The organism is Nocardioides sp. NPDC127503 (assembly GCF_040302165.1).
Lineage (GTDB): Bacteria > Actinomycetota > Actinomycetes > Propionibacteriales > Nocardioidaceae > Nocardioides.
On sequence record NZ_JBEORH010000002.1, the window covers coordinates 34,343 to 56,770 of the forward strand.

General features: G+C 70.9%; 22 protein-coding genes. 11 read left to right on the forward strand and 11 right to left on the reverse strand.

Features of this window, described 5'->3' with window-relative positions:
* Positions 1 to 38 precede the first annotated feature (38 nt).
* Both ABTW65_RS04130 and ABTW65_RS04135 read left to right on the forward strand, forming a co-directional pair.
* On the forward strand, positions 39 to 410 hold the full coding sequence (locus ABTW65_RS04130; protein WP_141804792.1) for a hypothetical protein: 372 nt from the start codon (positions 39 to 41) through the stop codon (positions 408 to 410).
* The gene (locus ABTW65_RS04135) at positions 397 to 828 is read left to right on the forward strand and encodes a hypothetical protein (RefSeq protein ID WP_350658672.1); all 432 of its coding nucleotides are present in this window, start codon (positions 397 to 399) and stop codon (positions 826 to 828) included. The genes ABTW65_RS04130 and ABTW65_RS04135 overlap by 14 nt, the downstream gene beginning before the upstream one ends.
* Here ABTW65_RS04135 and ABTW65_RS04140 read toward each other — a convergent pair.
* The 4 genes from ABTW65_RS04140 to ABTW65_RS04155 form a co-directional block, all read right to left on the reverse strand.
* The gene (locus ABTW65_RS04140; RefSeq protein ID WP_350658673.1) at positions 825 to 1,643 is read right to left on the reverse strand and encodes an arylamine N-acetyltransferase family protein; all 819 of its coding nucleotides are present in this window, start codon (positions 1,641 to 1,643) and stop codon (positions 825 to 827) included. The genes ABTW65_RS04135 and ABTW65_RS04140 overlap by 4 nt on opposite strands.
* Before the next feature lie 92 nt (positions 1,644 to 1,735).
* Entirely contained in the window at positions 1,736 to 2,458 is a 723-nt protein-coding gene (locus tag ABTW65_RS04145) for a hypothetical protein (protein ID WP_350658674.1), read from the reverse strand.
* On the reverse strand, positions 2,459 to 2,587 hold the full coding sequence (locus tag ABTW65_RS04150) for a hypothetical protein (protein ID WP_350658675.1): 129 nt from the start codon (positions 2,585 to 2,587) through the stop codon (positions 2,459 to 2,461).
* A gap of 243 nt (positions 2,588 to 2,830) precedes the next feature.
* Positions 2,831 to 3,487, reverse strand: a complete 657-nt coding sequence (locus ABTW65_RS04155; RefSeq protein WP_350658676.1) for a TetR/AcrR family transcriptional regulator — start codon at positions 3,485 to 3,487, stop codon at positions 2,831 to 2,833.
* A gap of 72 nt (positions 3,488 to 3,559) precedes the next feature.
* Here ABTW65_RS04155 and ABTW65_RS04160 point away from each other — a divergent pair, with 72 nt between their 5' ends.
* Positions 3,560 to 4,828 carry a glycosyltransferase gene (locus ABTW65_RS04160; RefSeq protein ID WP_350658677.1) on the forward strand — a complete coding sequence of 423 codons (1,269 nt, stop codon included), beginning with the start codon at positions 3,560 to 3,562 and terminating at the stop codon, positions 4,826 to 4,828.
* Positions 4,829 to 4,847: 19 nt separating this feature from the next.
* Here the strand turns inward: ABTW65_RS04160 and ABTW65_RS04165 are convergent, their stop codons facing one another.
* Entirely contained in the window at positions 4,848 to 6,029 is a 1,182-nt protein-coding gene (locus tag ABTW65_RS04165) for a class I SAM-dependent RNA methyltransferase (protein ID WP_350658678.1), read from the reverse strand.
* Positions 6,026 to 8,041, reverse strand: coding sequence for an APC family permease (locus tag ABTW65_RS04170; protein ID WP_502890544.1), 2,016 nt, complete (start codon positions 8,039 to 8,041; stop codon positions 6,026 to 6,028). Before ABTW65_RS04170 ends, ABTW65_RS04165 begins: the two co-directional genes overlap by 4 nt.
* A 121-nt stretch (positions 8,042 to 8,162) precedes the next feature.
* Between ABTW65_RS04170 and ABTW65_RS04175 the strand changes: the two genes are divergently transcribed.
* From ABTW65_RS04175 to ABTW65_RS04190, 4 genes are all read left to right on the forward strand, one after another.
* A complete protein-coding gene (locus ABTW65_RS04175) occupies positions 8,163 to 8,825 on the forward strand; it encodes a potassium channel family protein (RefSeq protein WP_350658680.1) in 663 nt (220 codons plus the stop codon).
* Positions 8,825 to 9,496: a potassium channel family protein gene (locus ABTW65_RS04180; protein WP_091041412.1), complete on the forward strand. Its 672-nt coding sequence runs from the start codon at positions 8,825 to 8,827 to the stop codon at positions 9,494 to 9,496. The genes ABTW65_RS04175 and ABTW65_RS04180 overlap by 1 nt, the downstream gene beginning before the upstream one ends.
* A 118-nt stretch (positions 9,497 to 9,614) precedes the next feature.
* The gene (locus tag ABTW65_RS04185; RefSeq protein ID WP_350658681.1) at positions 9,615 to 11,315 is read left to right on the forward strand and encodes an ABC transporter ATP-binding protein; all 1,701 of its coding nucleotides are present in this window, start codon (positions 9,615 to 9,617) and stop codon (positions 11,313 to 11,315) included.
* Positions 11,312 to 13,054 (forward strand): ABC transporter ATP-binding protein, encoded by a 1,743-nt coding sequence (locus ABTW65_RS04190; protein ID WP_350658682.1) that lies wholly within the window; start codon positions 11,312 to 11,314, stop codon positions 13,052 to 13,054. Before ABTW65_RS04185 ends, ABTW65_RS04190 begins: the two co-directional genes overlap by 4 nt.
* A 50-nt stretch (positions 13,055 to 13,104) precedes the next feature.
* Here ABTW65_RS04190 and ABTW65_RS04195 read toward each other — a convergent pair whose 3' ends face one another.
* Genes ABTW65_RS04195 through ABTW65_RS04215 form a run of 5 tightly spaced genes read right to left on the reverse strand, consistent with a single transcriptional unit; the run spans position 13,105 to position 18,923 of the window.
* Positions 13,105 to 14,118, reverse strand: coding sequence for an ABC transporter substrate-binding protein (locus ABTW65_RS04195; protein WP_350658683.1), 1,014 nt, complete (start codon positions 14,116 to 14,118; stop codon positions 13,105 to 13,107).
* Positions 14,115 to 14,906 (reverse strand): ABC transporter ATP-binding protein, encoded by a 792-nt coding sequence (locus ABTW65_RS04200; RefSeq protein WP_350658684.1) that lies wholly within the window; start codon positions 14,904 to 14,906, stop codon positions 14,115 to 14,117. The genes ABTW65_RS04195 and ABTW65_RS04200 overlap by 4 nt, the downstream gene beginning before the upstream one ends.
* Entirely contained in the window at positions 14,903 to 16,045 is a 1,143-nt protein-coding gene (locus ABTW65_RS04205) for a FecCD family ABC transporter permease (RefSeq protein WP_350658686.1), read from the reverse strand. The genes ABTW65_RS04200 and ABTW65_RS04205 overlap by 4 nt, the downstream gene beginning before the upstream one ends.
* A complete protein-coding gene (locus tag ABTW65_RS04210; RefSeq protein ID WP_350658687.1) occupies positions 16,045 to 17,724 on the reverse strand; it encodes a prolyl oligopeptidase family serine peptidase in 1,680 nt (559 codons plus the stop codon). Before ABTW65_RS04210 ends, ABTW65_RS04205 begins: the two co-directional genes overlap by 1 nt.
* Complete coding sequence (locus tag ABTW65_RS04215; RefSeq protein WP_350658688.1) at positions 17,721 to 18,923, reverse strand: hypothetical protein; 1,203 nt, start codon at positions 18,921 to 18,923, stop codon at positions 17,721 to 17,723. Before ABTW65_RS04215 ends, ABTW65_RS04210 begins: the two co-directional genes overlap by 4 nt.
* A 111-nt stretch (positions 18,924 to 19,034) precedes the next feature.
* On the opposite strand from ABTW65_RS04215, the gene amiA reads away from it, so the two are divergent.
* The 4 genes from amiA (at position 19,035) to ABTW65_RS04235 (ending at position 22,423) form a co-directional block, all read left to right on the forward strand.
* On the forward strand, positions 19,035 to 19,133 hold the full coding sequence (amiA, locus tag ABTW65_RS04220; protein WP_241248494.1) for a streptamidine family RiPP: 99 nt from the start codon (positions 19,035 to 19,037) through the stop codon (positions 19,131 to 19,133).
* Positions 19,134 to 19,263: 130 nt separating this feature from the next.
* Positions 19,264 to 20,046, forward strand: coding sequence for a hypothetical protein (locus ABTW65_RS04225; RefSeq protein ID WP_350658689.1), 783 nt, complete (start codon positions 19,264 to 19,266; stop codon positions 20,044 to 20,046).
* Complete coding sequence (locus ABTW65_RS04230) at positions 20,043 to 21,026, forward strand: CocE/NonD family hydrolase (RefSeq protein ID WP_350658690.1); 984 nt, start codon at positions 20,043 to 20,045, stop codon at positions 21,024 to 21,026. Before ABTW65_RS04225 ends, ABTW65_RS04230 begins: the two co-directional genes overlap by 4 nt.
* A complete protein-coding gene (locus ABTW65_RS04235) occupies positions 21,023 to 22,423 on the forward strand; it encodes a YcaO-like family protein (protein WP_350658691.1) in 1,401 nt (466 codons plus the stop codon). Before ABTW65_RS04230 ends, ABTW65_RS04235 begins: the two co-directional genes overlap by 4 nt.
* The last annotated feature ends 5 nt before the right edge of the window (positions 22,424 to 22,428 follow it).

The following is a 22,428-nucleotide window of genomic DNA, read 5'->3' on the forward strand; positions in this document are numbered from 1 at the left end:
GCCGCTACTCGTCGGGCACTATTGATTCGAGGAGAGCCTTGAGCACCCTGATCGCCGTCGTGGCGCTGGTGATCGCCGTGGCCGCCGCCGCTGTCGCGTGGCGCCTGCGGCGCGCCAACAAGGCGCTGCGTGCCGAGACCATCGGTCTGCTGTGGCGGCTGGAGCAGGCCGACATCTCGGCCCCGCGCACCGCCTACGCCGAGCTTCCGCCCGAGGACCGGCTGCTGAGCATCCGCATCCTGAACCCGCTCGAGCTGGCTTCTGCCCAGACCAAGGCGGCCACGATGCTGCACAAGGTGCGGCCGGCGCTGCTCTCGAAGATGGTCTACGACCAGGCCGCCGAGTCGCTGCGCGAGCGGCTCGCCGACGAGGGCGTCGTGGCGGAGGTCAAGGTCCATGCTGGTCGCTAGCCTCGCGCTGCTCGGTGTGCTCGGCGCCGGCGTCGTCGTCGCTCTCGCCTTCCTGGAGCAGCGTCGTCTGGAGCAGGCCCTGGAGGACGTACGCCTCGCGGACCTGAAGGCGCGCACCTCCCTCGCGGAGGCCGAGCGTGCCGCCGACTGGCTCAGTCCCATCACCGACCAGATCACGACACCGTTCGCGGAGGCGACCCGGTCGGTGGCCGGAGCCCTGGCTCGCGTGGTGCCCTATTCCGGGCGCCGTGGTCCGCGCGTGCTCAACGCGATGCCGGCCACCACGACCGGTGAGCTGCTGGGCACGCTCGGCCCTCACCTGGACGAGGCCGTCCTGGACCGCCGGCAGCTGATCACCGACCTCTCCGAGGACCCGACGATGGCGATGCGGATCATCACCGACGAGGCCAGTCGCTAGTCCAGCGTCTTCAGCCGCTCAACGAGGCGGCTCCGCTCGTCGTCGGTGAGCGGCACCTCGAGCTCTTCGACGTAGGCCATCACCTCGTCGAGACCGATCTCGCGGTGCTCGGTCTCCTCGCCCTGGCGGCGGATGGTGACGGTGTTGTGGGTGAGGCTGACGTGTCGACCCTCGAGGAGCTTGGTCACGATCATCCGGTGACGGAAGTGCACCGTCGGATGGGTGCTGGTGTAGTGGTGGCCCAGCGCGACGTCGCTGGGCACGACCAGCGCCTCGTCGTGGGTGTGCATGAGCTCCCAGCCGTCGTCCTTGGCCCGCTCCAGCGCCCAGCCGTGCTCACCCCAGCGCACCCGGTGGGTGATGCCCCGGACCTCGTCGACCGCGCCGTCGACCATCGGGATCGGGCGCCAGACGCTCAGCCCGAACCCGGGGTCGGCCAGCAGCCGCTCCCCGTCCAGGTCGACGACGACCACCAGATGCGTACGTCCCGCCGCGGTCGGGTCGGGGCCCACCCGCGCCAGCCGCCGCTCGACGGCGAAGCCCAGCCGGTCCAGCACCGCCGCGAACAGCGTGCCGTGCTCGAAGCAGTAGCCGCCTCTCCCCCGGCCCACGAACTTCCCCTGCACGTCGGGCAGGTCGACGCCGGGGTGCTGGTCGAGCAGCACGTCGATGTTGTCGAAGGTGAAGGTGCGCAGGTGGGCGTCGTAGATCTCCTCCAGCGCCTCCCGCGACGGGCCGGGTGGCTCGGTCACCCCGATCCGCTCCAGGTACGCCGTCAGGTCGAGCCGGTCGGTCCCCCACAGGTCATCGCTCACGGGAGCATCTCAACGCCGATGCGCGCGACGCGCAACCGATATCAGGTGTGAGGCTCAGTTCGGGAGCATCTCGGAAGTGACGAAATGCGAGCCTACTGCGCTTCCTGCCCACGGAACCGGTCCAGGATCCGAAGATGCTTCAGGGACACCGGGTCGGGCGTGATCTCCCGACCCGTCCCGCCCTTCTTCGCCTCGAAGGCACGCCACGCATTCACCGTCGCCCGACCGGCCCAGCCGTCCACAACGAGCTTCTGGCCCTTCGGGAGAAAGCTGACGTTCAGAGCGTTCTGGATCGTCGCGACACCGTGGTACCGCTTCCGGGCGCCCTTCCTCGCGCCGGCGGCGATCTGGAACTGTTTCTGCACCAGCGCCAGGTCGGAGACCGCGTCGGGGTTCCACTTCCACACCGGCTCCGAGCTGAGCCATCGGGTGGTGTCGGTCCACTTCGCGGGGTTCTCCACCACGGATACGTGAACGTGCTTGAAGTGGCCGTTGCTGCCCTTGTACTTGCGGGGCACGAACCCATAGGTGCGGGAGTAGATGACCCCGTTGCTGATGACGTACCAGACACGCTTGTCGTGACGGGCGGCCTCGACGACCATCAGACGCAGGTCAGCAGTCGGGTCCTTGTCGTCGACGTCGACGTCGATCGCACGCACAGCGCCTCCGTTCGCCCAGTCAGGGTTGTGGGAGGACTTCCGGGCTTGGTGCGACGGGTCCCCGATCCAGCCGTCACTGGCCTTGTCGCGGTGCGAGAACCGGGTGTTCACCTCATCGCGCAGCGTCACGAGCGCAGGCACCAGGAAAAAGGACATCTAGAACCCCTCCTTGTCCTCTTCGGCTACGAAGACGTCGTCCACGTAGTCACCGGCCAGGTCGTCCGGGTTGCGCTCATCTTCGGGCTCCGCCACCACGCCAGGCTCTTCGATCGTCTTCTCACTCATTACTCATCCCTCGTCGAGGGGCTCTGGCAGCTCGTGGCCATTCGGATACGCGAGCACCTTCACTACCCACATCGGACCTGCATCGGGGCCTGGCGATTAGATGGCGTTTGCGCCACAGGAACCGAGTCGCCGACACATGGGCCCGGCACTCTCGGATTTTGATTCGCTGCTTTCTACTAGCAATTAACCTGCAGCGCGGGCCCGGAATCATCCTCAATCTTGCGTACCCGCGCCAGCGGCGAATCACGCGGCGAGCAGCTGTGTGGTGAGCAGTTGGTAGAGGAATGACTCGGTTCGTTCGGCCGACCATCCCCGGCCGGTCCGGACGGACTGGTAGAGCTCGGCACTGAACAGCACAAGAAGGATGTCGGTCGCCTTGGCCACCGTGAGCCCGGGGCGCAAGCCACCCGGCTTGGCGGCGATGATTCGGACCGACTCCCGGTAAGCACCGAGACGTCGTTCCTCGCTGGTTCTCAACACTTCGGCTGCTTCCGGGTCACCACTGGCACCGTGCAGCGTGGCGACAAGGGGCGCTGCGCGCTCGAGGATCCCGACACCGTGGGAGAAGAAGGTGTCGAAGGCGGCGTCCGAGGTCGGAGACGACTCGAACTCTTCCCACCAGTGGTTCCACGGCAGGAGCTCGTCGATCTGTGGATCCGCCGGCGGCGGGCGCCATCGATCGAATCCCACGATCGCCGCCCCCAGCGCCTCACTGAGCAGTACCGCCTTGGTCCCGAAGGTGTAGTAGATGGTCGGAACGGCAACCCCAGCCTCCTTGGCGATCGCGGAGATGGTGGTGCCGAGATACCCGTTGTCGCAGAACAGGTCGTAGGCGGCGCGGACCATGCGACGACGAGTGACCAGCGCTCGGTCCGCTCTTGTCGAGGAAGCCATAGACATACGCCCGAGGGTAACTCACTATAGTCATACTATAGTGAGAGGCGACGGCGGATGAGGATCCTGTGCGCATCGATGCCCGCAGACGGGCACTTCAACCCTTTGACCGGGGTCGCGGTGCGGCTCGCGGAGCGGGGGCACGACGTCCGCTGGTACGCCGGTCCGACATACGGCGCCAGGCTGGACCGACTCGGCATGCAGTGGTTTCCCTATCGGGCGGCCACCGAGGTCATGGCTGGCAACCTCGGTGACCTGTATCCCGAGCGGGCGCAGCTCAGCGGCCCCAAGCTGATCTCGTTCGAGCTGGACAAGTTCTTCGTGAGCCAGGTCGAGAACCACTTCCAGGACATCGTCGCGATCATGGGCGAGTGGCCGTTCGAGGCGCTGCTCTGCGACGGCGCTCTCTACGCCGAGCAGCTCGTCGCCGAGTCGCTGCGTCTGCCGGTGTTCGCCGTGGGCCTGACCATGGTGATGCCTGACGAGAAGGGCCCTCCACCGTTCTTCGGACTGCGTCCCGCGCGCACACCCGTGGGCCGGGTGCATCACGCGATCGTGCGCAGAATGTTGGCCGGTGCGATGAAGGCCGGCACGACTCACTACAACGACATCTTGGCCAGGCACGACATCGCGCCCATCCGACGCGATGGCTTCCCGCACGAACCGATGCTCAGGACGCGCCGGGTGTTCCTGAACGGCTCCCCTGGGCTGGAGTTTCCGGGTTACGAACCGCTCGCCAACGCCGAGTACGTCGGCCCCCTCGTCCCGGCCCGCCGTGCGCTGAGCTCCTCCAGCCCGATGCCGGACGTGGTCACCGACCCTGCGACCAAAGTGGTCGCTGTATCTCAAGGCACGGTTGACAACACCGATCCGGACAAGCTGATCGTCCCCACCATCGAGGCGTTCAAGGACTCCGAGTACGTCGTGGTGGCCACCACCGCCGGAGCTCGCACCGAGGAGCTTCGCACGCGGTTCTCCCAGCCGAACGTCGTTGTCACCGACTTCATCAACTACGACGACCTGTTCCCACACGTCGACGTCTTCGTCACCAGCGGTGGTTTCGGCAGCAATCTCTCTGCGTTCCTGCACGGCGTCCCCGTCGTGTGCGCTGGCAAGCGCGAGGGCAAGAACGACATCAACGCCCGGATCGGCCACAACGGTCTGGGAATCGACCTGCGCAGCGAGCGACCGAAGCCGGCGGCGATCCGTAAGGCGGTCCACAGGCTCGTTCGGGATCCGAGCTATGCCGCAACCGTCGCAGCGCTCAGAGCGGAGCTCCTGGCCTACGACCCCATCACGATCATCGAGAACGCGATCGCTACGCGCGGCCATGACCTAGCAACTTGAGGCGTCACCACAGTTGAGATCAGATTCTCTCAAGAAGCGCCACGCACTCCACGTGGTGCGTCATCGGGAACAGGTCGAAGGCGCGCAGCGAGCGCAGCCGGTAGCCGTGCTCGGCGAAGATCGCTACGTCACGGGCCAGTGCGGCGGGGTCGCAGGCGACGTAGGCGACCTTGCTGGGCTCCCGGGCGACGACGGCCTCGACGACCTTCCGGCGGGCGCCCTCACGGGGCGGGTCGAGGACGACGAGGTCGAAGGGACCGTCCTCGAGACGGCCCAGCACGGTGGCGACGTCGCCGGCGCTGATCTCGGCGGTGGGGACGTTGCCCACCGAGAGCGCTGAGGCGGTCGGGTCGCCCTCGACGGCGACCACACGGCCGGCGGGACCGACCCGGTCGGCGAGGAAGGCGGAGAAGAGGCCGACGCCGGCGTAGAGGTCCAGGACGGTGTCGCCCGGGGCCGGTGAGAGGGCGGACAGCACCGCGGAGACCAGGGTCGAGGGCGCACCCGGGTGGACCTGCCAGAAGCCGTCGGCGGAGACCTCGAAGGAGTGTTCCGCTCCCCCGACGGCGACCTGCTCCACGACCGTCCCGGCACCCGGCTCGCGGGCGTCGACGGTGGCGATCAAGCAGTCGTCGACGGGGATGACGTCGTGCGAGCGGTACTTCCGCATGCCTCGGCCGCCACCCGGAGCTGTCGTGTAGCGCTGCCGGGTCCGCCAGCGCAGCCCGTCCTCGTCGCCCGGGACGGCCTCGACAGCCAGATCGGCGACCAGCGGGTCCTCGGCGGCCAGGCCACCCAGGCGGACCAGCTGCTCGCGCAGCACCGTCGCCTTCAGCTCGCGCTGGGCGGAGAGGGAGACGTGCTGGAAGTCGCAGCCGCCGCAGAGGCCCGGGCCGGCGTAGGGGCATGGCGGAACTACCCGTTCCGGTGCGGCCGAGACGACCGAGACAGCGTCACCGCGCCAGAACCGGTCACCGGCGGTTCCCTCGGTGATCTCGACGAGCACCTGCTCACCGGGCAGGGCGTGGCGTACGAAGACCACGCGGGAAGCGTCCTCGATCTGGACGCGGGCCACGAAGTGTCCGCCGTGGGCGACCGGGCCGACCTCGACCTCGAAGCGCCGCCCGACGTACGACTCGCCCTTCGACGCCTTCGGACGCGGTCGCCGTCCGCGGGGCGCGGGACGCTGAGGACGGCTCATCGTCGTCCGTCGCTTCCGCGGCGCAGGCCGGGCGCGAGCCAGTATTCCTCGCGCAGCTCCTCGGCGCGCTCCTTGCCGGAGGCGAGCTGGTAGGGCACCGAGATGACCATGACTCCCGGGGTGAACAGCAGCCGGCCCTTGAGCCGCAGCGCCGTCTGGTTGTGGAGGAACTGCTCCCACCAGCGGCCGACGACGTACTCGGGGATGTAGACGGCCACGACGCCACGCGGGTTGGCGTCACGGATCGCCGAGGCGTACTCAACGACCGGGCGGATCAGCTCGCGGTAGGGCGAGTGGAGCACCTTCAGCGGCATCGGCAGGTTGCGCTCGTCCCACTGCTTCAGCAGGTCGGCAGTGTCGGAGTCGGTCGTCGAGACCGTCACGGCCTCGAGCGCGTTGGGCCGGGTCGCCTGAGCGAAGGCCAGCGCTCGCAGCGTCGGCTTGTGGAGCTTGGAGACCAGGACGATCGCGTGGACACGTGTCGGCAGCACTCGGTCGCGCTCGTCGGCCGCCAGCTCGAGCGCGACGTTGTCGTAGTGGCGGCGGATCCCGGTCATGAGCAGGAACGCGATCGCCATCGCCACGATCGAGATCCAGGCACCGTGGGTGAACTTGGTGATCAGCACGACCACCAAGACGATGCCGGTGACCGAGAGCCCGAAGGCGTTGATGAGCCGGCTGGTCTGCATCTTCGCCCGGATCACCGGGTCCCGCTCGTCCCGGAGCAGCCGCGACCAGTGGCGCACCATGCCGGTCTGACCGATCGTGAACGCCACGAAGACGCCGACGATGTAGAGCTGGATCAGCCGCGTGACCTCGGCGTTGAAGGCCACGATCAGGAGGATCGAGAATCCCGCCAGGATCACGATCCCGTTGCTGTAGGCGAGCCGGTCGCCGCGCGCCGCGAAGGCGCGAGGTGCGTAGCCGTCCTTGGCCAGGATCGAGGCGAGCACCGGAAAGCCGTTGAACGCCGTGTTGGCCGCCAGCACCAGGATCAGGCCGGTGGAGAGCGTGATGACGAAGAATCCGGGCGGGAAGTTGTCGAACACCACGTGGGCGATCTGGCCGACCAGCGGCGCCTGGTGGTAGTCCACCAACTGCTCCCCGTTGGGGCCACGCAACTGGTGTGCCGGGTCTTCGACGACCTGGGCGTGGATGATGTTCGCGAGCGCCACGATCGACATCGCCAGCGTGATCGCGATCGCGCCGAGCAGCGCGAGCGTGGTGGCGGCGTTCTTGCCTTTGGGCTTACGGAAAGCCGGTACGCCGTTGGCGATCGCCTCGACGCCGGTGAGTGTCGCGCATCCGGAGGCGAAGGCGCGCAGCAGCAGGAAGGCCGCCGCGACCCCGGCGAAACCGTCGGCGAACTGGGGCTCGGCCACGACTTGGAGATCCGCGCTCTCTGCCCGGCCCAGTCCGCCCCCGAGGAAGTGCTGGCCGAGTCCCCAGGCCACCATGCCGAGCATCGAGAAGATGAAGATGTAGGTCGGGATCGCGAAGGCCGTCCCGGACTCGCGCACCCCGCGGAGGTTCATCGCGGCCAGGAAGACGACCGCGACGATAGCGATCGTCACCTCGTGGCCACGAGCGACGTCGACCGTGGTCGCGAGATACTGCGCCGCCGAAGAGATCGACACCGCCACCGTCAGTACGTAGTCGACCAGCAGCGCGCTGGCCACCGTCAGCGCCGGCTTCGCACCCAGGTTGGCTCCGGCGACCTCGAAGTCGCCTCCGCCGCTCTGGTAGGCCTGCACGTTCTGGCGATACGACAGCACCACCGCCAGCATCACGAACCCGACGACGATCGCGATCTTCCAGGAGAAGGTGTAGGCGGTCACGCCGGCCAGCGCCAGGGTCAGGAAGATCTCGTCGGGCGAGTAGGCCACCGACGACAACGGGTCGCTCGCGAACACCGGGAGCGCGATGCGCTTCGGCAGCAGTGTCTCGCCCAACTGCGAGCTACGGAGCTTACGGCCGATCAGGAGCCGTTTCGATACGTCACCAACACCCACAACCGCAGACGCTACGGCACGTCGCCGCTTCCGCGCGCTTCCGGATCGCCACGCGCGTCCGAACACGCCAACTTCGAGGGCGTAGGCGACGCGCGGCCCGGGCGAGTGCAATCATGACACGGTGCACGTAGTGATCATGGGCTGTGGCCGCGTCGGCTCGACCCTGGCCAGGAGCCTCGAGGACCGTAACCACACGGTCTCGGTCATCGACCAGAACTCCGATGCGTTCCGGAGGCTCGGACCAGGGTTCAACGGCGACAAGGTCGCCGGGATGGGCTTCGACCGCGAGGTGCTGCTCAAGGCCGGCATCAAGCGCGCCGAGGCGTTCGCGGCGGTCTCCAGCGGTGACAACTCCAACATCATCTCCGCCCGGGTGGCGCGTGAGGAGTTCGGCATCCAGCAGGTCGTGGCCCGCATCTACGACCCCGGCCGCGCCGAGGTCTACCAGCGCCTCGGGATCAGCACCGTCGCGACCGTGAAGTGGACCGCCGACCAGGTGCTCCGCCGGCTCCTGCCGGCCGGCGCCGAGCCCGACTTCCGCGACATGTCGGGCAACATCCGCATCGACCAGGTGATCATGCCCGAGTCCTGGGTCGGTGAGCGGACGATCAAGTTCCAGCGCCAGTCCGGCAGCCGCATCGCCTGGATCGACCGGCTCGGCGAGGGCGTCCTCCCGGTCCGCGAGAGCGTGATCCAGGAGGGCGACGTGCTCCACATCGTCATGCGCGAGGAGAACACCACGCAGGCGTACAAGACGATCAAGAACGGCCCCGAGGAAGACTGATGCGCGTCGCAATTGCCGGGGCCGGAGCCGTCGGCCGGTCCATCGCCCGTGAGCTGATCACCAACGGCCACGAGGTGCTCCTCATCGACAAGAACCCGGGCTCGATCAAGCCCGAGCGGGTCGCCGACGCGGAGTGGCTGCTCGCCGACGCGTGCGAGCTCTCCTCACTCGAGGAGGCCAGGCTCGACAACTGCGACGTGGTCATCGCCGCGACCGGTGACGACAAGGCCAACCTGGTCTGCTCGCTGCTGGCCAAGACCGAGTTCGGCGTGCCGCGCACCGTGGGCCGGGTCAACCACCCCAACAACGAGTGGCTCTTCACCGAGGCCTGGGGCGTCGACGTCAACGTCTCCACCCCGCGGATCATGTCCGCGCTGGTCGAGGAGGCCGTCACCGTCGGCGACCTGGTCCGCCTGTTCACCTTCCGGCAGGGCCAGGCCAACCTGGTCGAGATCACCCTGCCCGCCGACTCGCCCTATGTCGGCAAGCCGACCGGTCTGGTGCCGTTCCCGGAGAACTGCGCGCTGGTCACGCTGCTGCGTGACGGCCAGGTCTACGTACCGACCCCCGAGCAGCCTCTCGAGCAGGGCGACGAGCTCCTCTTCGTCGTGCCCACCGAGAAGGAGGACGAGCTCGAGCGTCTTCTCGCCCCCACCGGTCACGGCGGCTGACGCCGAGGATCTCGTACGCAGCAACCCCTCGATCTCGGCAGGACAACAGTTGGCTCGCTCCCCCCTCCTCCAGACGCTTCGTCCTGTCCGGGGAAGGCTGGTCGTCAGCCTGTTGCTGATGGTCGTCTCGACCGTCGCCGGCCTGGTGCCGCTGGTCGGGATCGTCGAGCTCGCCCGGATCCTGCTGCCCGCAGCGTCCGGCGCCGCTGTCGATGCCGACCGCGCCTGGGTCGTGGTCTGGGTGAGCGTGGCGGCGCTCCTGGTGCGCCTGGCGACGGTGCTCGGCTCGTCCTGGCTCTCCCACGTCGCCGACCTCGACCTCTCCATCCACCTGCGGCGGCTGCTGGTCGGCCGGCTCGGCCGGGTGCCGCTGGCGTGGTTCACGGAACGCAACTCCGGCACCGTGAAGAAGGCAGTGCAGGACGACGTCGCCGCGCTCCACCATCTGGTCGCACACTCGGTCATGGAGCTGACCGCGGCGATCACGCTGCCCTCGGTCGTCGCCGTGTATCTGTTCATCGTCTCCCCGCCGCTCGCCCTCATCACCCTGATCCCGCTCGCGCTCGGCCTGGTCGGGTTTCGGATCTCGATGCGGGGTGCCGCCGCGCTCTACCGCGACTACGACGCCGGGCTGGCCGAACTCGCCGCGGCAACAGTCGAGAACACCGGCGGGATCGCGGAGATCAAGACCTTCGGCGCCACCGGGCAGGCTCACCGGCGGCTGGCCGAGGTCGCCACCCGGTTCGGCGGGTTCAACCGGGCCTGGATGCGTCACTCCGCCCTGGGGATGCTGCTGATGGAGCTCGCGCTGACACCGGCGCTGACCCTCGTGCTCGTCCTCGGCGCCGGAGTCTGGATGCTCCGGGCCGACTGGATCACCGGACCCGACCTGGTCCCGTTCTTCGTCCTCGGACTGGCCATGACCGCGCCGGTCACCGTCGCCGGCTACGCCGCCCGCGAGCTGCGCGAGGCCACCGAGGCGGCCCGGCGGATCCAGCGCCTGCTGGCCGAGCCGGAGCTCCCCGAGCCGGCCGTCCCCTGCGCGCCCCCGGGTTCGGCCCGCGTCGAGCTCCACCATGTCTCCTTCGCCTACTCCCCCGGCGCGCCACCGGTGCTCCACGACATCGACCTGGTTCTCGAACCGGGCACCGTGACCGCGCTCGTGGGCCACTCCGGTTCCGGTAAGTCGACGCTGGCCAAGCTGCTGCCCCGTTTCGCCGACCCGATCGCCGGCCGGATCACCATCGCCGGGGTGGACCTGCGCGAGATGACGAGCGCACAGCTCTACGAGCAGGTCTCGTTCGTCTTCCAGGACACCGGGCTGCTGCGTACCTCGATCCGGGACAACATCCGGCTCGCCCACCCACAGGCACACGATGAGGACGTACGCCGCGCGGCCGAGGCCGCGCAGATCGCCGACCGCATCGACGAGCTCCCGCGGGGCTACGAATCGGTGGTCGGCGAGGACGGCCAGCTCTCCGGCGGTGAGCGGCAGCGGGTAGCGATCGCCCGCGCCCTCCTCTCCGACACCCCGATCCTCGTCCTCGACGAGGCCACCGCGGCGGCCGATCCCGAGTCGGAGGCGCTCGTCCAGCGGGCCCTGTCGCGCCTCGTCGCCGGACGTACGCTGCTGGTGATCGCGCATCGACTCTCGACAGTCACCGCGGCCGACCAGATCGTCGTCCTCGACGAGGGCCGGGTCACCGAGATCGGCACCCACGAGGAACTCCTCGCCCGGGGCGGGCGCTACGCCCGGCTCTGGGCCGCCGACCAGCGCGCCCACCCGGTGGACGGCTGGGCCGAGGAGGAGTCGGCATGATCACCATCGTCCGTCTGCTGGCCGACCTGCTCGATCACACTCATCGGCGCCAGCTCGCCCGCGTCGTGGCGATGTTCGTCACCACCGGCGTACTCCAGGGCCTGGCCTTCGCCTGTGTCGTGCCGGTCCTGGACGCCGCGCTGCGCCAGGACTGGGACGCCGCGACCACCTGGCTGGGTGTGCTCGCCGGCCTCTTCGTGGCCCATCACGTGGCCCTGACGGTGGGCAACCTGGACGGCTACGACCTGGCCTGCGACCTGCTCGACATCACCCTGGCCCGGCTCGGCGACCACACCGTGCGGCTGCCGCTGGGCTGGTACGACCAGGACCGCACCGGCCAGCTCTCCCGGATGGCCTCCAAGGGCGCCACCGACATCGCCTCGGTGCCGGGGCATCTGCTGCGGCCGCTGATCGCCGCTGTGGTCAGCCCGATCACGGTGGTCGTCGCGATGGCGTTCCTGGAGTGGCGCCTGGCGCTCGCGCTCCTCGTCGGCGTCGTCGCGGTGCTGGCCACCACCCGGCTCCTGGCGGCGATCGTCGGCCGCGGCGAGGGTGCCTACGACGCGGCGATGGCGGAGGGCTCGGCGCGTGTGGTCGAGTTCGCGCTCAACCAGCCGGCGCTGCGGGTCTTCGGCCGCACCGTCCACGGCAACGAGCTGGTCGAGAACGCGCTGCGGGAGCAGAAGCGGGCGTCGCGACGGCTGCTGGTGACCGGGTTCGGCGGCCTGGGGATCCAGCTGCTCTCCATCCAGGCGCTGCTCACCCTGGTGATCGCGCTGACCGTCCACCTCAGCCTCGGCGGCGCGCTCGCCCCGGCTACGGCGATCGGTCTCCTCGTCCTCACGGTGCGGTTCGTGGAGTCGCTCATCGACTACGGCGAGCTCTCCAGTGCGCTGCGGATCGCCGAGGGCTCGTTGCGACGTGTGCTCGACGTGCTCGCTCTCTCGCCGCTTCCAGAGCCCGTCACGCCCGGCGAGCCGGCCGACAGCGGGATCGAGCTGCGTGGCGTCGGCTTCTCCTACGACGGCACTACACCGGTCCTCGACGAGGTCTCCTTCACCGCGCCGCCACGCTCGCTGACCGCCGTGGTCGGGCCGTCGGGCTCGGGGAAGAGCACCCTGCTGCGCCTGGTCGCCCGGTTCCACGACGTCACGGTGGGCTCAGTGATGCTCGGTGGGGTCGACGTACGCGATCTCGGCACCGAGGCGCTGATGCGGCGCGTCTCGATCGTCTTCCAGGACGTCTACCTCTTCGAGGGCACCCTGCGCGACAACGTGATCATGTCGCGACCCGGCGCCACCGACGACGAGCTGCGGGAAGCCGCCCGGCTGGCCCGCGTCGACGACATCGTCGAGCGTCTCCCGCGCGGCTGGCAGACGCGGATCGGCGAGGCCGGATCCACGCTCTCGGGCGGTGAGAAGCAGCGGGTCTCGATCGCCCGGGCGCTGCTGAAGGACGCCCCCGTCGTGCTCCTCGACGAGGCGACCGCCGCCCTCGACGCCGAGAACGAGGCCGCGGTCCAGGAGGCGCTCACCGCGCTCGCCGCCGACCGTACGGTCATCGTCATCGCCCACCGCCTCCAGACCGTCGTCGCCGCCGACCAGATCGTCGTCCTCGACGGCGGCCGGATCGTGGAGCGCGGCTCCCACGACGAGCTCCTCGCCCACGGCGGGCGATACCTCGACTTCTGGCGCGAACGTACGCAGGCCGAGGGCTGGCGGCTTCTTGCCAAAGAGTAGACACGAGAGCCGGCCGGGCCGTCCCTGAGGACGACCCGGCCGGGCGTGGCTCAGAACGCGTCGGGGTGCAGGCCCTCCGCGATCGTGCGGACCGCGGTGACGTTGCCGAGCGTGCCCGGGAACGTGTCCGGGGTGCGCAGGGCGATGAAGCGGTCCTCCTTGACGGCGGTGACGTCGGGGAAGGTCTTGCGCAGGTACGCCTCGACCCGCCCGGCCTCGGACGGCTCCCGGACGGCGAACACGATGGCGTCCGGGTTGCGCGCGGCGACCTCCTCCGGGGAGACCACCGCGGAGAAGAACTGGGAGAAGAGCTCCTCGTCCGGGCTGAAGACGTTCTCGCCTCCGGCGCGCTCGATCATGTCGTACTCCACCCCGGCGCCGATCGCGGAGAGCGTCTTGCCCTCGACGAAGAGCTGGGCGACCTTGGGTCGCGGGCGGTCCTGCACGGCCTTCTCGACCGCCTCGAGGTCGCCCCGGGTCTCGGCGACCAGCTCGTCGGCGGCGCCCGGGACACCGAAGATGCTCCCGAGCGCCTCCAGATCGGTGAACAGGTCGGTGACCTCACCCGTGGACCGGCGCTCGGGGCAGCCGCCGGCGGCGACGTAGGTCGTCACCCCGGCGCCGGTGAGCTGGTCGATGGTGGCGAAGCCCTGCTCGGCGGTGAACTCGTACTCGGTCGGGGCGACCACCGCGTCGGGCTGCACGTCGAGGAGCTGCTCGCGGGCCGGCGGCGCGTCCGTGCTCAGTTCGGGCACATCGCTCGCGTCGGCGGCGACGTCCTCGGGGAGCTCGTGCATGGCCGTCTGCGCTTGGCCGACGAGCCGGTCGGCGACTCCGAGGCGTACGAGCAGCTCGGTCTGCGCCGGGCTGAGTCCGACGATGCGCTTCGGAGCCGACTCGACCGTGATCTCGCGGCCGCAGTTCTCCACGGTGACCGGGTAGCCCTCGGCCGCCTCGCCTCCCGCCGCGGCCTCGTTCTGGACGCCGGTGCCGCCGCAGCCGGTGGCGGCCAGGAGCGTGAGCGCTGCCACCGGGACGGTGCGCAGCAGTGGGGTGGTGTTCATGTGTTCCTTTCTCGAACCCGCGCGGACGTCCCGCGCAGGAGCAGGTGTGGGGTGCCGGCCTCGGGATCGGTGATCCGGCTGGCCTCCACTCCGAAGACCTCGCGCACCAGATCGGGCGTGAGGATGTCCGCCGGCTTCCCGAGGGCGACGACGTGCCCGTGGTCGAGGACCGCGACCCGGTCGCAGTAAGCCAGCGCGAGGTCGAGCTCGTGAAGTGCGACCACGGTGGTGATCCCGAGCTCCGCGACGGTGTGCATCAGCTCGAACCGGTAGGAGACGTCGAGGTGGTTGGTGGGCTCGTCGAGCAGCAGGAGCTCGGCCTCCTGCGCGATCGCCCGGGCGAGCAACGTACGCTGCCGCTCACCGCCCGAGAGGCGGTGCACCGGCCGGTCTGCCAGCGTCGAGACGCCCGCCAGCTCCATGGCCCGGCTCACCACCAGCCAGTCCTCGGGACTGTCCCGGCCGAGCACTCCCCGGTGCGGCGTACGTCCCAGCAGCACGCTCTCTGCGACGGTGAGCCCGAACTCGTCCGGCGGTTCCTGGGCCATCACCGCGACCCGACGCGCGATCTCGCGACGGCTCATCGTGCCGACGTCGGTCCCGTCGAGGCGTACCTGGCCCGAGACCGGCCGGAGGGCGCCGAAACAGGCGCGCAGGATGGTCGACTTGCCGCTGCCATTGGCGCCGAGCAGGCCGAGGACCTCCCCCGGTTCGACCACGACCGAGGCCGCGGTGACGACCTCCCGGCTGCCCCGGTTCAGGGTGAGGTCTTGCGTCTCGAGCCTCATCGCGCCATCCCCTGCTCGTCGGCGGCCCGGCCGCGCATCAGCCACAGGAAGAACGGCACCCCGATCAGCGCGGTGATGATGCCCAGCGGCACCTCGGCGGGAGCCGAGACGGTCCGGGCGATCAGGTCCGCGCCGCACAGGAAGAGGGCTCCGCCGAAGACCGCCACGGGGACGATCCGCCGGTGGTCGGAGCCGACCAGGACCCGGGCGATGTGCGGGACCACCAGGCCGACGAAGCCGATCCCGCCGGCGACCGAGACGACGGTGCCGGTGAGCAGCGCGGCGGCGAGCAGCAGGACCGACCGCAGCCGGTTCACCCGGACCCCTAGCGCCGTGGCCGTCTCGTCGCCGACCTGGAGCGCGTTGACCGCGCGTCCGGTGGTGATCGAGACGCCGAGCGCGACCAGGAGGGCCACCAGCGGACCGGCCAGGTCGGTCATCGTGGCGGCGGAGACCGAGCCCAGCAGGAAGAACATCACGCTGAACACGTTCTGCGCCTCGGTCGTGAGCGTGAGATAGCTGGTGATGGCGCTGAAGAACGTGCCCAGCGCGACGCCGGTCAGCACCAGGCGCTGCGGGGCGATGCTGCCGTTCTTGTACGCCACCCAGAACACCGCCGCGGTGGCAACCGCGGCACCCAGGAAGGCCGCCGTGCCGATCCAGGCGCCGACCGCCGCGGCGCCCAGGACGACCACGGAGACCGCGCCCACCCCTGCGCCCGAGGACACGCCGATGATCGCGGGCTCGGCCAGGGGGTTGCGTACGACTGCCTGGATGAAGACACCGGCCAGGCTCAGCGCCGCTCCGGCCAGCGCGGCCAGCAGCGCACGTGGCAGCCGGAACTGCCAGACCACCTGGTCCTGCAGCACGGTGTAGGTGCCGTCGCTCATCCAGGGCATCCCTGGCAGGAGGTGTCCGGTGACGAGCCTGGCGGCGTCGAGCGCGCTCAGGTCGACGGTGCCCGACGACGCGGAGAGCGCGATGACGACGAGGAGGGCGGCCGCGAGGCCGACGGTCAGCAGCCGGGCGCGCCATCTGCGCCGGGCGATGGCTGCCGGCACCGGGACGCGGTCGCCGGACCGCGAGAGCGCCGGTGGCGAGACGTCGTCCGTGGTCACGGAGATATCGGTGGGGGTCATCACACTCCTGTGGATTGGTGAGCTGAGTCGAGGGCGAAGTCGAGGACGGAGGCGGCGAAGTCGTGCACGGCGTCGAGGTGGTTGCCGCCGTGGCCCATCCGGGGGCGGTGGCTGCGTACGACCTCGGCGCCGCGAGATGTCAGCACCTCGGCGAGCCGATCGGTGGGGGCGGCCGCGACCCGGGAGTCCTCCGCGAACGTGGTCAGCAGGAAGCGGGGCCAGCGCCCGCCCGGAAATCGGCGGGCGCGCTCGAACGGCGAGTAGTCGTCCATGGCGGCCCGCACCGCCGGATCGTTCGGGTCGCCGAACTCCGCGGCCCAGTGCCGCGTGCCGGGGTGCTCGCTGATGCGGTGCGGGTCGAGCGGAGCGGCCGTGCAGGCGACCCCGGCGACGAGGCCCGGCTCCGCGAGCGCCGCGGAGACGGCGACCAGTCCGCCGAGCGAGGCCCCGGCGAGCACCAGCCGCTCCGGTCTGGTGAGGCCGAGGCGCACCAGCTCGCGCGCGACGGTGACGGCGTCGGCGACCGTACGCGTCTTGCCCACGCCCTGACCTGCGGTGTGCCAGGGCGTGCCCGCCCCGCCTCCGCCGCGCAGCCGGGCGGTGACGTGCAGCCCGCCGAGCTCGCACCAGGCGCCGACCGAGGGTTCGAAGGCTGGGAGGTCGACGATGCCGAACCCGCCGTAGACCTCGAGGAGAGTCGGGCCGCCGGGGTCTCCGGTCAGGATCAGCTCGATCTCGGCACCGTCGTCCGCGGTCACGGTGGTCAAACGCGATCGCGGGCCCTCGCTCGTCGAGCCTGCCGCCTCCTCGAGCGGCATCACCCGCGACGCCTCGGCCGGCGACTCGATCCGCACCAAGGCGCGGTCCTGCGCCCAGGAGAGGCCGGAGACGGTGCGTGCGTCGTGCTTCTGCGAGATCGCGACCGTCTCCGTCGGCGCGAGGATGCCGGCATCGGCCGCGAGCCGGACCACCAGCGAATGACCGTCCCGGACCAGGTGGACCAGGCAGCCGCCCGGGACCGCCTGCGCGTGGACCGGGACTCCCGGCAGGGCCTCCAGCCGACATCGTGCTGGTGCCGGTCCGGGCACCTGGAGACTCACCAGCTCGTCGCCGGTCACCGCCAGCAACGTGTCCGCCGCCGCGCTGACGCTGCGGACCCTGGGGAGCTCGAGGATCGCCGCACCGTCGATGCCGACCAGCCGGGTCCGGTCCTTGTCGGTCCTGGCGATGATCATCCGGCCGCCGACGCCGATCGGTGCCGTGCGCTCACCAGCGGCGGCGGTGAACAGCGTCCGTGGCGGCTCGCCGCGCCTGACCTGCAGGCAGCGGCCGTGGGCATCGACGAGGAACAGGTCCACACCGGCCCAGGCCATCCGCGCGTGCCTCGTCGCCACGCCCGCGAGCTCGGTCGACGCCCGCGACGCCGTGTCCACGACCACCACACGCCCGTTCTCGGAGCCGTCCTCACTGACCTCGAGAGCGACCAGGTGCCCGTCCGGCGACGGCGCGAAGCCCTGGATCCGGACGCCCGGGTCGAAGACGAGTCCGCCGTGCTCGTCGACGAGGACCGGGAGCAGGTCACCGGGACGACGGGACAGGCTGAAACGCCCCAGCGGCAGTCCTGGACGGCCCGACCGCTCGGCACGACTCAGCGCGTCGCGCACGCTCGCGCGCTTCACCGTCCCACCCCGTCGACCCAGGTCTCGGGAGGCCTGATGACGCCCAGGTGGCCGCCCTCGTCGAAGGGAGACCCCAGGTCGAGGGTCGACTCGATGCCCGAGCGGCCGACGAGGTGGAGCTCGCCCTCGCCTCCGCGCGTGACCGCGGCCAGGTCGCCGGAGACCAGCGCCAGCGCCCGCCGTTGTGCGGACCTGTCCCCGACGGGGTCCCAAGGTGCGACCCCGGGACGTGGGGCGGCGCTCATCGGCGGCAGCTCGACCTCGCTGAGCCGGCCGCCGGCGAGCATCGCCAGCCGGTCGCCGTCGGGATGCACGATCGTCCAGGCGATCGTTCCGCCGGCGGCGTCGGGCCGGAACACCAGGCCGTCACCGGTCCGGGTCACCTCGGCCGCTCCGTCCATGCTCCAGCGCACCAGGTGGTTGGTCCAGGTGTGCCACTGCCCGGCGTCAGAGTCGGCCCCGCGCACGGAGCAGACGATCCCCAGTGCCGGACCGAAGCGGAGGAAGTACGCCCGTCCCGGGACCGGCCACGGCCACGTCTCCAGACGCTCGGGCCGGCCATCGATGACGCGGAGTCGCTCGATGCCCGCTTCGGTGGACAGGTGGACGACTCCGGACCGGTGGTCGGCGGCGTCGCCGTGTCCGAGGTCGCCCGCGAGCTTCAGGCGCTCGCCGCGTACGACCGGGCAGTGCGGCCCGGCCCGGAGCAGGTCGTGCAGCGGGATGACCTCCGCCTCGCCGGGCTCGCGGTGTCGCAGCACGACCATCGGCTCGCCTGTTCCGACATCCGGAACGATCACGACGCCGGGTTCGCCGGTGCGGACCCGCACCCGCACGGCGGTGGTGCCGCTCGGGTCGGCGAGGTCCACGACCGTGACCAGGTCGCTCCACGGATCCCACGAGGCGCCCAGGCCCGTGGTGACGACGACGTAGCGCCCGGTGGGGTCGCAGGCGAGATGCTCGGCGGGGATCGCGATCGGCACTCTCCGCGCCTGACCTGCGCCGTCGAGGACGACGAGCGTGCCGAGTGCGTCGTCCGCGAACACCGCCCGCGCCCCGCCCGGAGCGCCGGCCGGGAGGGTGAGGAGACCCGCGTGCTCGGCCAGCGTCGCCCGCGACCACAGGCCGGGCGAACCCCCGGGTTCGGAGGTCTGCCAGCGGCCGGCGCGATGGTCTGCCAGGACGAGTGTGGGGCTCATGGTCGGACACACTACTGGTATTGGGAATGATTCTCATATACGTTTTGCCGCTGTCCGCACCAGCGGGCCCCGGCAATGCCGGGCCGAACGATCCGACAGAGGAGACAGCCGATGAACAACGACATCGTGAGCGAGATCGAGGACACCGAGCAGCTGGCGCACCTTTCCGCCACCCACTCCAACGCGCTGGTCGAGAACCCCTTCGACTGATCGCCGACGGGTGAGCACTCAGTGCCGTTCGGGCGACCTGGCCACCGTCTGATCGCGGGGGTGTCGGGCTGACGAGCCCGGCACCCCCGGCCCTGTCCGAACCACGACCACCAGCAGCCAGGAGACCCCGATGTACCCCAGACACGACTGGCGCCCACTCCCCGCCGCCCGCGGCGAGGTCCACCTCTCGACCGACATGCCGGCGCTGCGTACCGGCTCGGGCGACTTCCTCAGGCTGCACGACCTACCCGGCCCGGGCCGGTTGCCGACCTACCGCTACCTGCTCCGGGTACGCCGCGCCGCGCTGGAACGGGACGAGCGAGCCCGTGCCTCACGGTGGCCCGAGGGCCGGCGCAGCGTCCTCGTCCTTGGCCGCGGCCGGCTCAGCCGCGCGCTGGCCGCCGAGCTCGCGCGGTCGGGGGCCGAGGTCATCCGCGACGACGGGACCCGGAGACCTCCGCGCGCCGACGCCGTCGTAGACGTACGCGAGGTTCCGCAGCGGCCGGACCCCGAGTCCGACGAGCGTCTCGAGCACGTCACCACCGGCGGAGCCGTCCTGCTGCGCGGTCGCCGCGAGGGCGGCCACATGCTGATCTTCCCGATCGTCGTCGACGGCAGCGAGGCGACCCCCGACCAGGTCAGTCGCCGTCGGCTGGCCGCCTCCCCCGCCGCCCCCGAGCTCTCCTCGTGGCTCTCGAGCGGCCACCGCGACCCACGGCCGCTGCGTCGGGCGACCTTGACCCTCACGGTCGCTCGCTGCCTGGCCATCCTGGAGGACTGGGCAGCCGACGATCCTGAGCTCGCCGAGCACCGGCGTCTGCTGCGCGTCGTCGGCGACGGCCCGCGCGAACGTACGCACACGGTCCTCGGCTTCGACGAACCAGCGCCGCGTCCGCAGGACTCCGCGCGGTGACCGACCCGGAGGCCAGCCCCTTCCCGGTCAGCACTCGCGACGGCGTCGTCCTCGGCGGCTGGCTCGTCCGCTCGGTCGGCGCCGCACGTGCCGTCGTGCTCGTGCGGACGCCGTACGACGCCCGCGCGCACCTGGCGCTGGCCAGGTCGCTGGCGCGTCACGGCTTCGACTGCCTGGTCCAGGACGTACGCGGCCGCTACTCCTCCGGCGGCGCCTGGCGGCCCTACGCCGCCGAGGCCCTCGACGGGAAGGACACCGTCGACGCTCTGCACCAGCGCTGCCCTCGGACACCGGTGGTCACCTACGGCGCCTCCTACGCCGCCCACACCGCCCTCGAGACCGCTCGGAGCGACCCTCGGGTGACCCGTGTGGTCGCCGTGGTGCCGGCCCTCGGTGCGTACGAGACCGCCTACTCGGCCGACGGGACCCCTCAGCACCTGGACCGGCTCGGCTGGTGGGCGATCCACGGGTTCGCGCGCGAGGACGAGGCCGCCTTGGCCCCGTCCGTCCTGCGCGCCGCGGCGGCCGTCGCCGACCGCGAGGGACCGATGGCCGCCGCGGCTCATCTCGGCTGGGACCCGGCACGCCTCGACGCCTTCCGCGAGCTGTGGGCCGCCCCCGCGCTCGATCTTCCCGACCACTTCGGCGACGTCACCGCGCCGCTGCTCGTCGTCACCGGCGACGACGATCCGTTCGACGCGTACGCCCGCCGGCTGGCCGCCGGGTGGGGCGCCCGCAGCGGAGCGGGCTGCGCCCTGGTCAGCGGCCCCTGGGGCCACGACCTCGGTATCGGCACCACCGACTCCGCGCTGCGGGCGGCGTACGACGCTGCCGGCTCCCCCGGCCGCATCATCCTGCGCTGGCTCACCCACGCCGAGCCCGCTCCCGGGCGGGAGCTCCGGCTCGATGTCGCCTCCCGGACCTGGTCCGAGCGGCGACTTGCCACGACCGCGGCGGCAACCGAGAGAGGACACGCATGACCACACCCACAGCCATGCCACCGCTGGACGTCGAGCGTCTGGTGGACAAGGAGACCGGACTGATCCGGCGGGTGCGCGAGGTGCTGCGCCCCGAACGGGCGCCGTTGCGCTATACCTCACTGACCGCCGAGGTCTCCGATGCGCGCTGGCTCGGCGACTGGCCGGCCGACCGGGTCTCGCTCGGCACCACCTTCGGCGATGTGGCGGGCGCCCGGATCGCCGCGATCGCGGAGGGCGTGGAGCGCTACTGCGGCAACTTCATCCCCGACCGGCTCGACCCCACCGACTACCGGACCGGAACCGCGGCCGGGCTGCGGGAGCAGGGCCTTCGAGTCGTCGGCCTCGACGATCTCCCCCGCTGGAGCACGTCGCAGCTCGCCCGGCCGGACTTCCCCTACCGTGCGCTCGACGACGAGCTGCCGACGCTGTGGAGCCGTTGCCAGGAACAGCCGGCCGAGGGCTGGTCCGACCTGGCGACCGACCTCTGGATGCCGCACGCCCTCATCGGCCTCAACTGGCGCCAGCGGCGGTTCGCCCACCTGGACCGCGTCTTCCACCTCAACTATGCGGGCATCGCGACCGGTCAGGGCGCCGCCGATGCCCACGACCGTGGTCTTCTCGAGGTCGTCGAGAGAGACGCTCTCGAGGTGTGGTGGCACCACGGCGGACCGGCCCAGGGGATCGACACCGGCTCGGTCCCGGGGCTGAGCGCCGATCTGGAGGGAGCACCGCTCGACGTACACATCGTCCGGATGCCCACCGAGCTCGCGCCGGCGATGGCCGCCCTCGTGCGCGACCGGGAGACGGGTGTCTACGCCGCCGGTTTCTCGGCGTCCACCGACCCGGTTCGGGCCGTCCGCAAGGCGGTTCTCGAGGCGGTCCACACCTGGATCTACACGCTCGGCTGCCGTGACGCCGACGGCTGGGTCTTCCAGGCCGTACGCGCCGGGCTGATGGCTCCCGGGCTCTACCTCGACCACCGCGAGGACCGCCGCTACCTGGATGCGGCGGGACCGGACTTCGCCCGGGTCCGCGATCTCGGCGCCCATGTCCAGGTCTGGCTCGATCCACGGGTGCACCCGCTCGCCGATCGGTTCACGGCACCGGCCCTGGGCACGGTCCCGATCTCCGAGGTGCCGGCCACCGACGTCGCCGAAGTGCGCCGCCGACTGCACGAGGGCGGTCATCGGGTCATCACCCGGGACCTCACGACGCGGGACGTGGCACAGACACCGCTGCGGGTCGTACGCACCTTCGTCACCGGCCTGGTGCCCAACGCCCCAGCCGCGTTCCGCTACCTCGGGATGCCGCGCTTCGCCGAGGCCGCGCTGCGCCGCGGCTGGGACCCGGTCGATCCCGACGAGCCGCTGGCCCTGTGCCCGCCGCCCCACATGTGACCCCG

Bases quoted from the DNA above. Each gene is read 5' to 3' on its own strand.
- amiA (WP_241248494.1), top strand. From the start codon at position 19,035: ATGAACAACGACATCGTGAGCGAGATCGAGGACACCGAGCAGCTGGCG.
- ABTW65_RS04150 (WP_350658675.1), bottom strand. From the start codon at position 2,587: ATGAGTGAGAAGACGATCGAAGAGCCTGGCGTGGTGGCGGAGCCCGAA.
- ABTW65_RS04165 (WP_350658678.1), bottom strand. From the start codon at position 6,029: ATGAGCCGTCCTCAGCGTCCCGCGCCCCGCGGACGGCGACCGCGTCCG.
- ABTW65_RS04235 (WP_350658691.1), top strand. From the start codon at position 21,023: ATGACCACACCCACAGCCATGCCACCGCTGGACGTCGAGCGTCTGGTG.
- ABTW65_RS04205 (WP_350658686.1), bottom strand. From the start codon at position 16,045: ATGACCCCCACCGATATCTCCGTGACCACGGACGACGTCTCGCCACCG.
- ABTW65_RS04145 (WP_350658674.1), bottom strand. From the start codon at position 2,458: ATGTCCTTTTTCCTGGTGCCTGCGCTCGTGACGCTGCGCGATGAGGTG.
- ABTW65_RS04200 (WP_350658684.1), bottom strand. From the start codon at position 14,906: ATGAGGCTCGAGACGCAAGACCTCACCCTGAACCGGGGCAGCCGGGAG.
- ABTW65_RS04190 (WP_350658682.1), top strand. From the start codon at position 11,312: ATGATCACCATCGTCCGTCTGCTGGCCGACCTGCTCGATCACACTCAT.
- ABTW65_RS04225 (WP_350658689.1), top strand. From the start codon at position 19,264: ATGTACCCCAGACACGACTGGCGCCCACTCCCCGCCGCCCGCGGCGAG.
- ABTW65_RS04160 (WP_350658677.1), top strand. From the start codon at position 3,560: ATGCCCGCAGACGGGCACTTCAACCCTTTGACCGGGGTCGCGGTGCGG.
- ABTW65_RS04155 (WP_350658676.1), bottom strand. From the start codon at position 3,487: ATGTCTATGGCTTCCTCGACAAGAGCGGACCGAGCGCTGGTCACTCGT.
- ABTW65_RS04195 (WP_350658683.1), bottom strand. From the start codon at position 14,118: ATGAACACCACCCCACTGCTGCGCACCGTCCCGGTGGCAGCGCTCACG.
- ABTW65_RS04180 (WP_091041412.1), top strand. From the start codon at position 8,825: ATGCGCGTCGCAATTGCCGGGGCCGGAGCCGTCGGCCGGTCCATCGCC.
- ABTW65_RS04215 (WP_350658688.1), bottom strand. From the start codon at position 18,923: ATGAGCCCCACACTCGTCCTGGCAGACCATCGCGCCGGCCGCTGGCAG.
- ABTW65_RS04135 (WP_350658672.1), top strand. From the start codon at position 397: ATGCTGGTCGCTAGCCTCGCGCTGCTCGGTGTGCTCGGCGCCGGCGTC.
- ABTW65_RS04185 (WP_350658681.1), top strand. From the start codon at position 9,615: ATGGTCGTCTCGACCGTCGCCGGCCTGGTGCCGCTGGTCGGGATCGTC.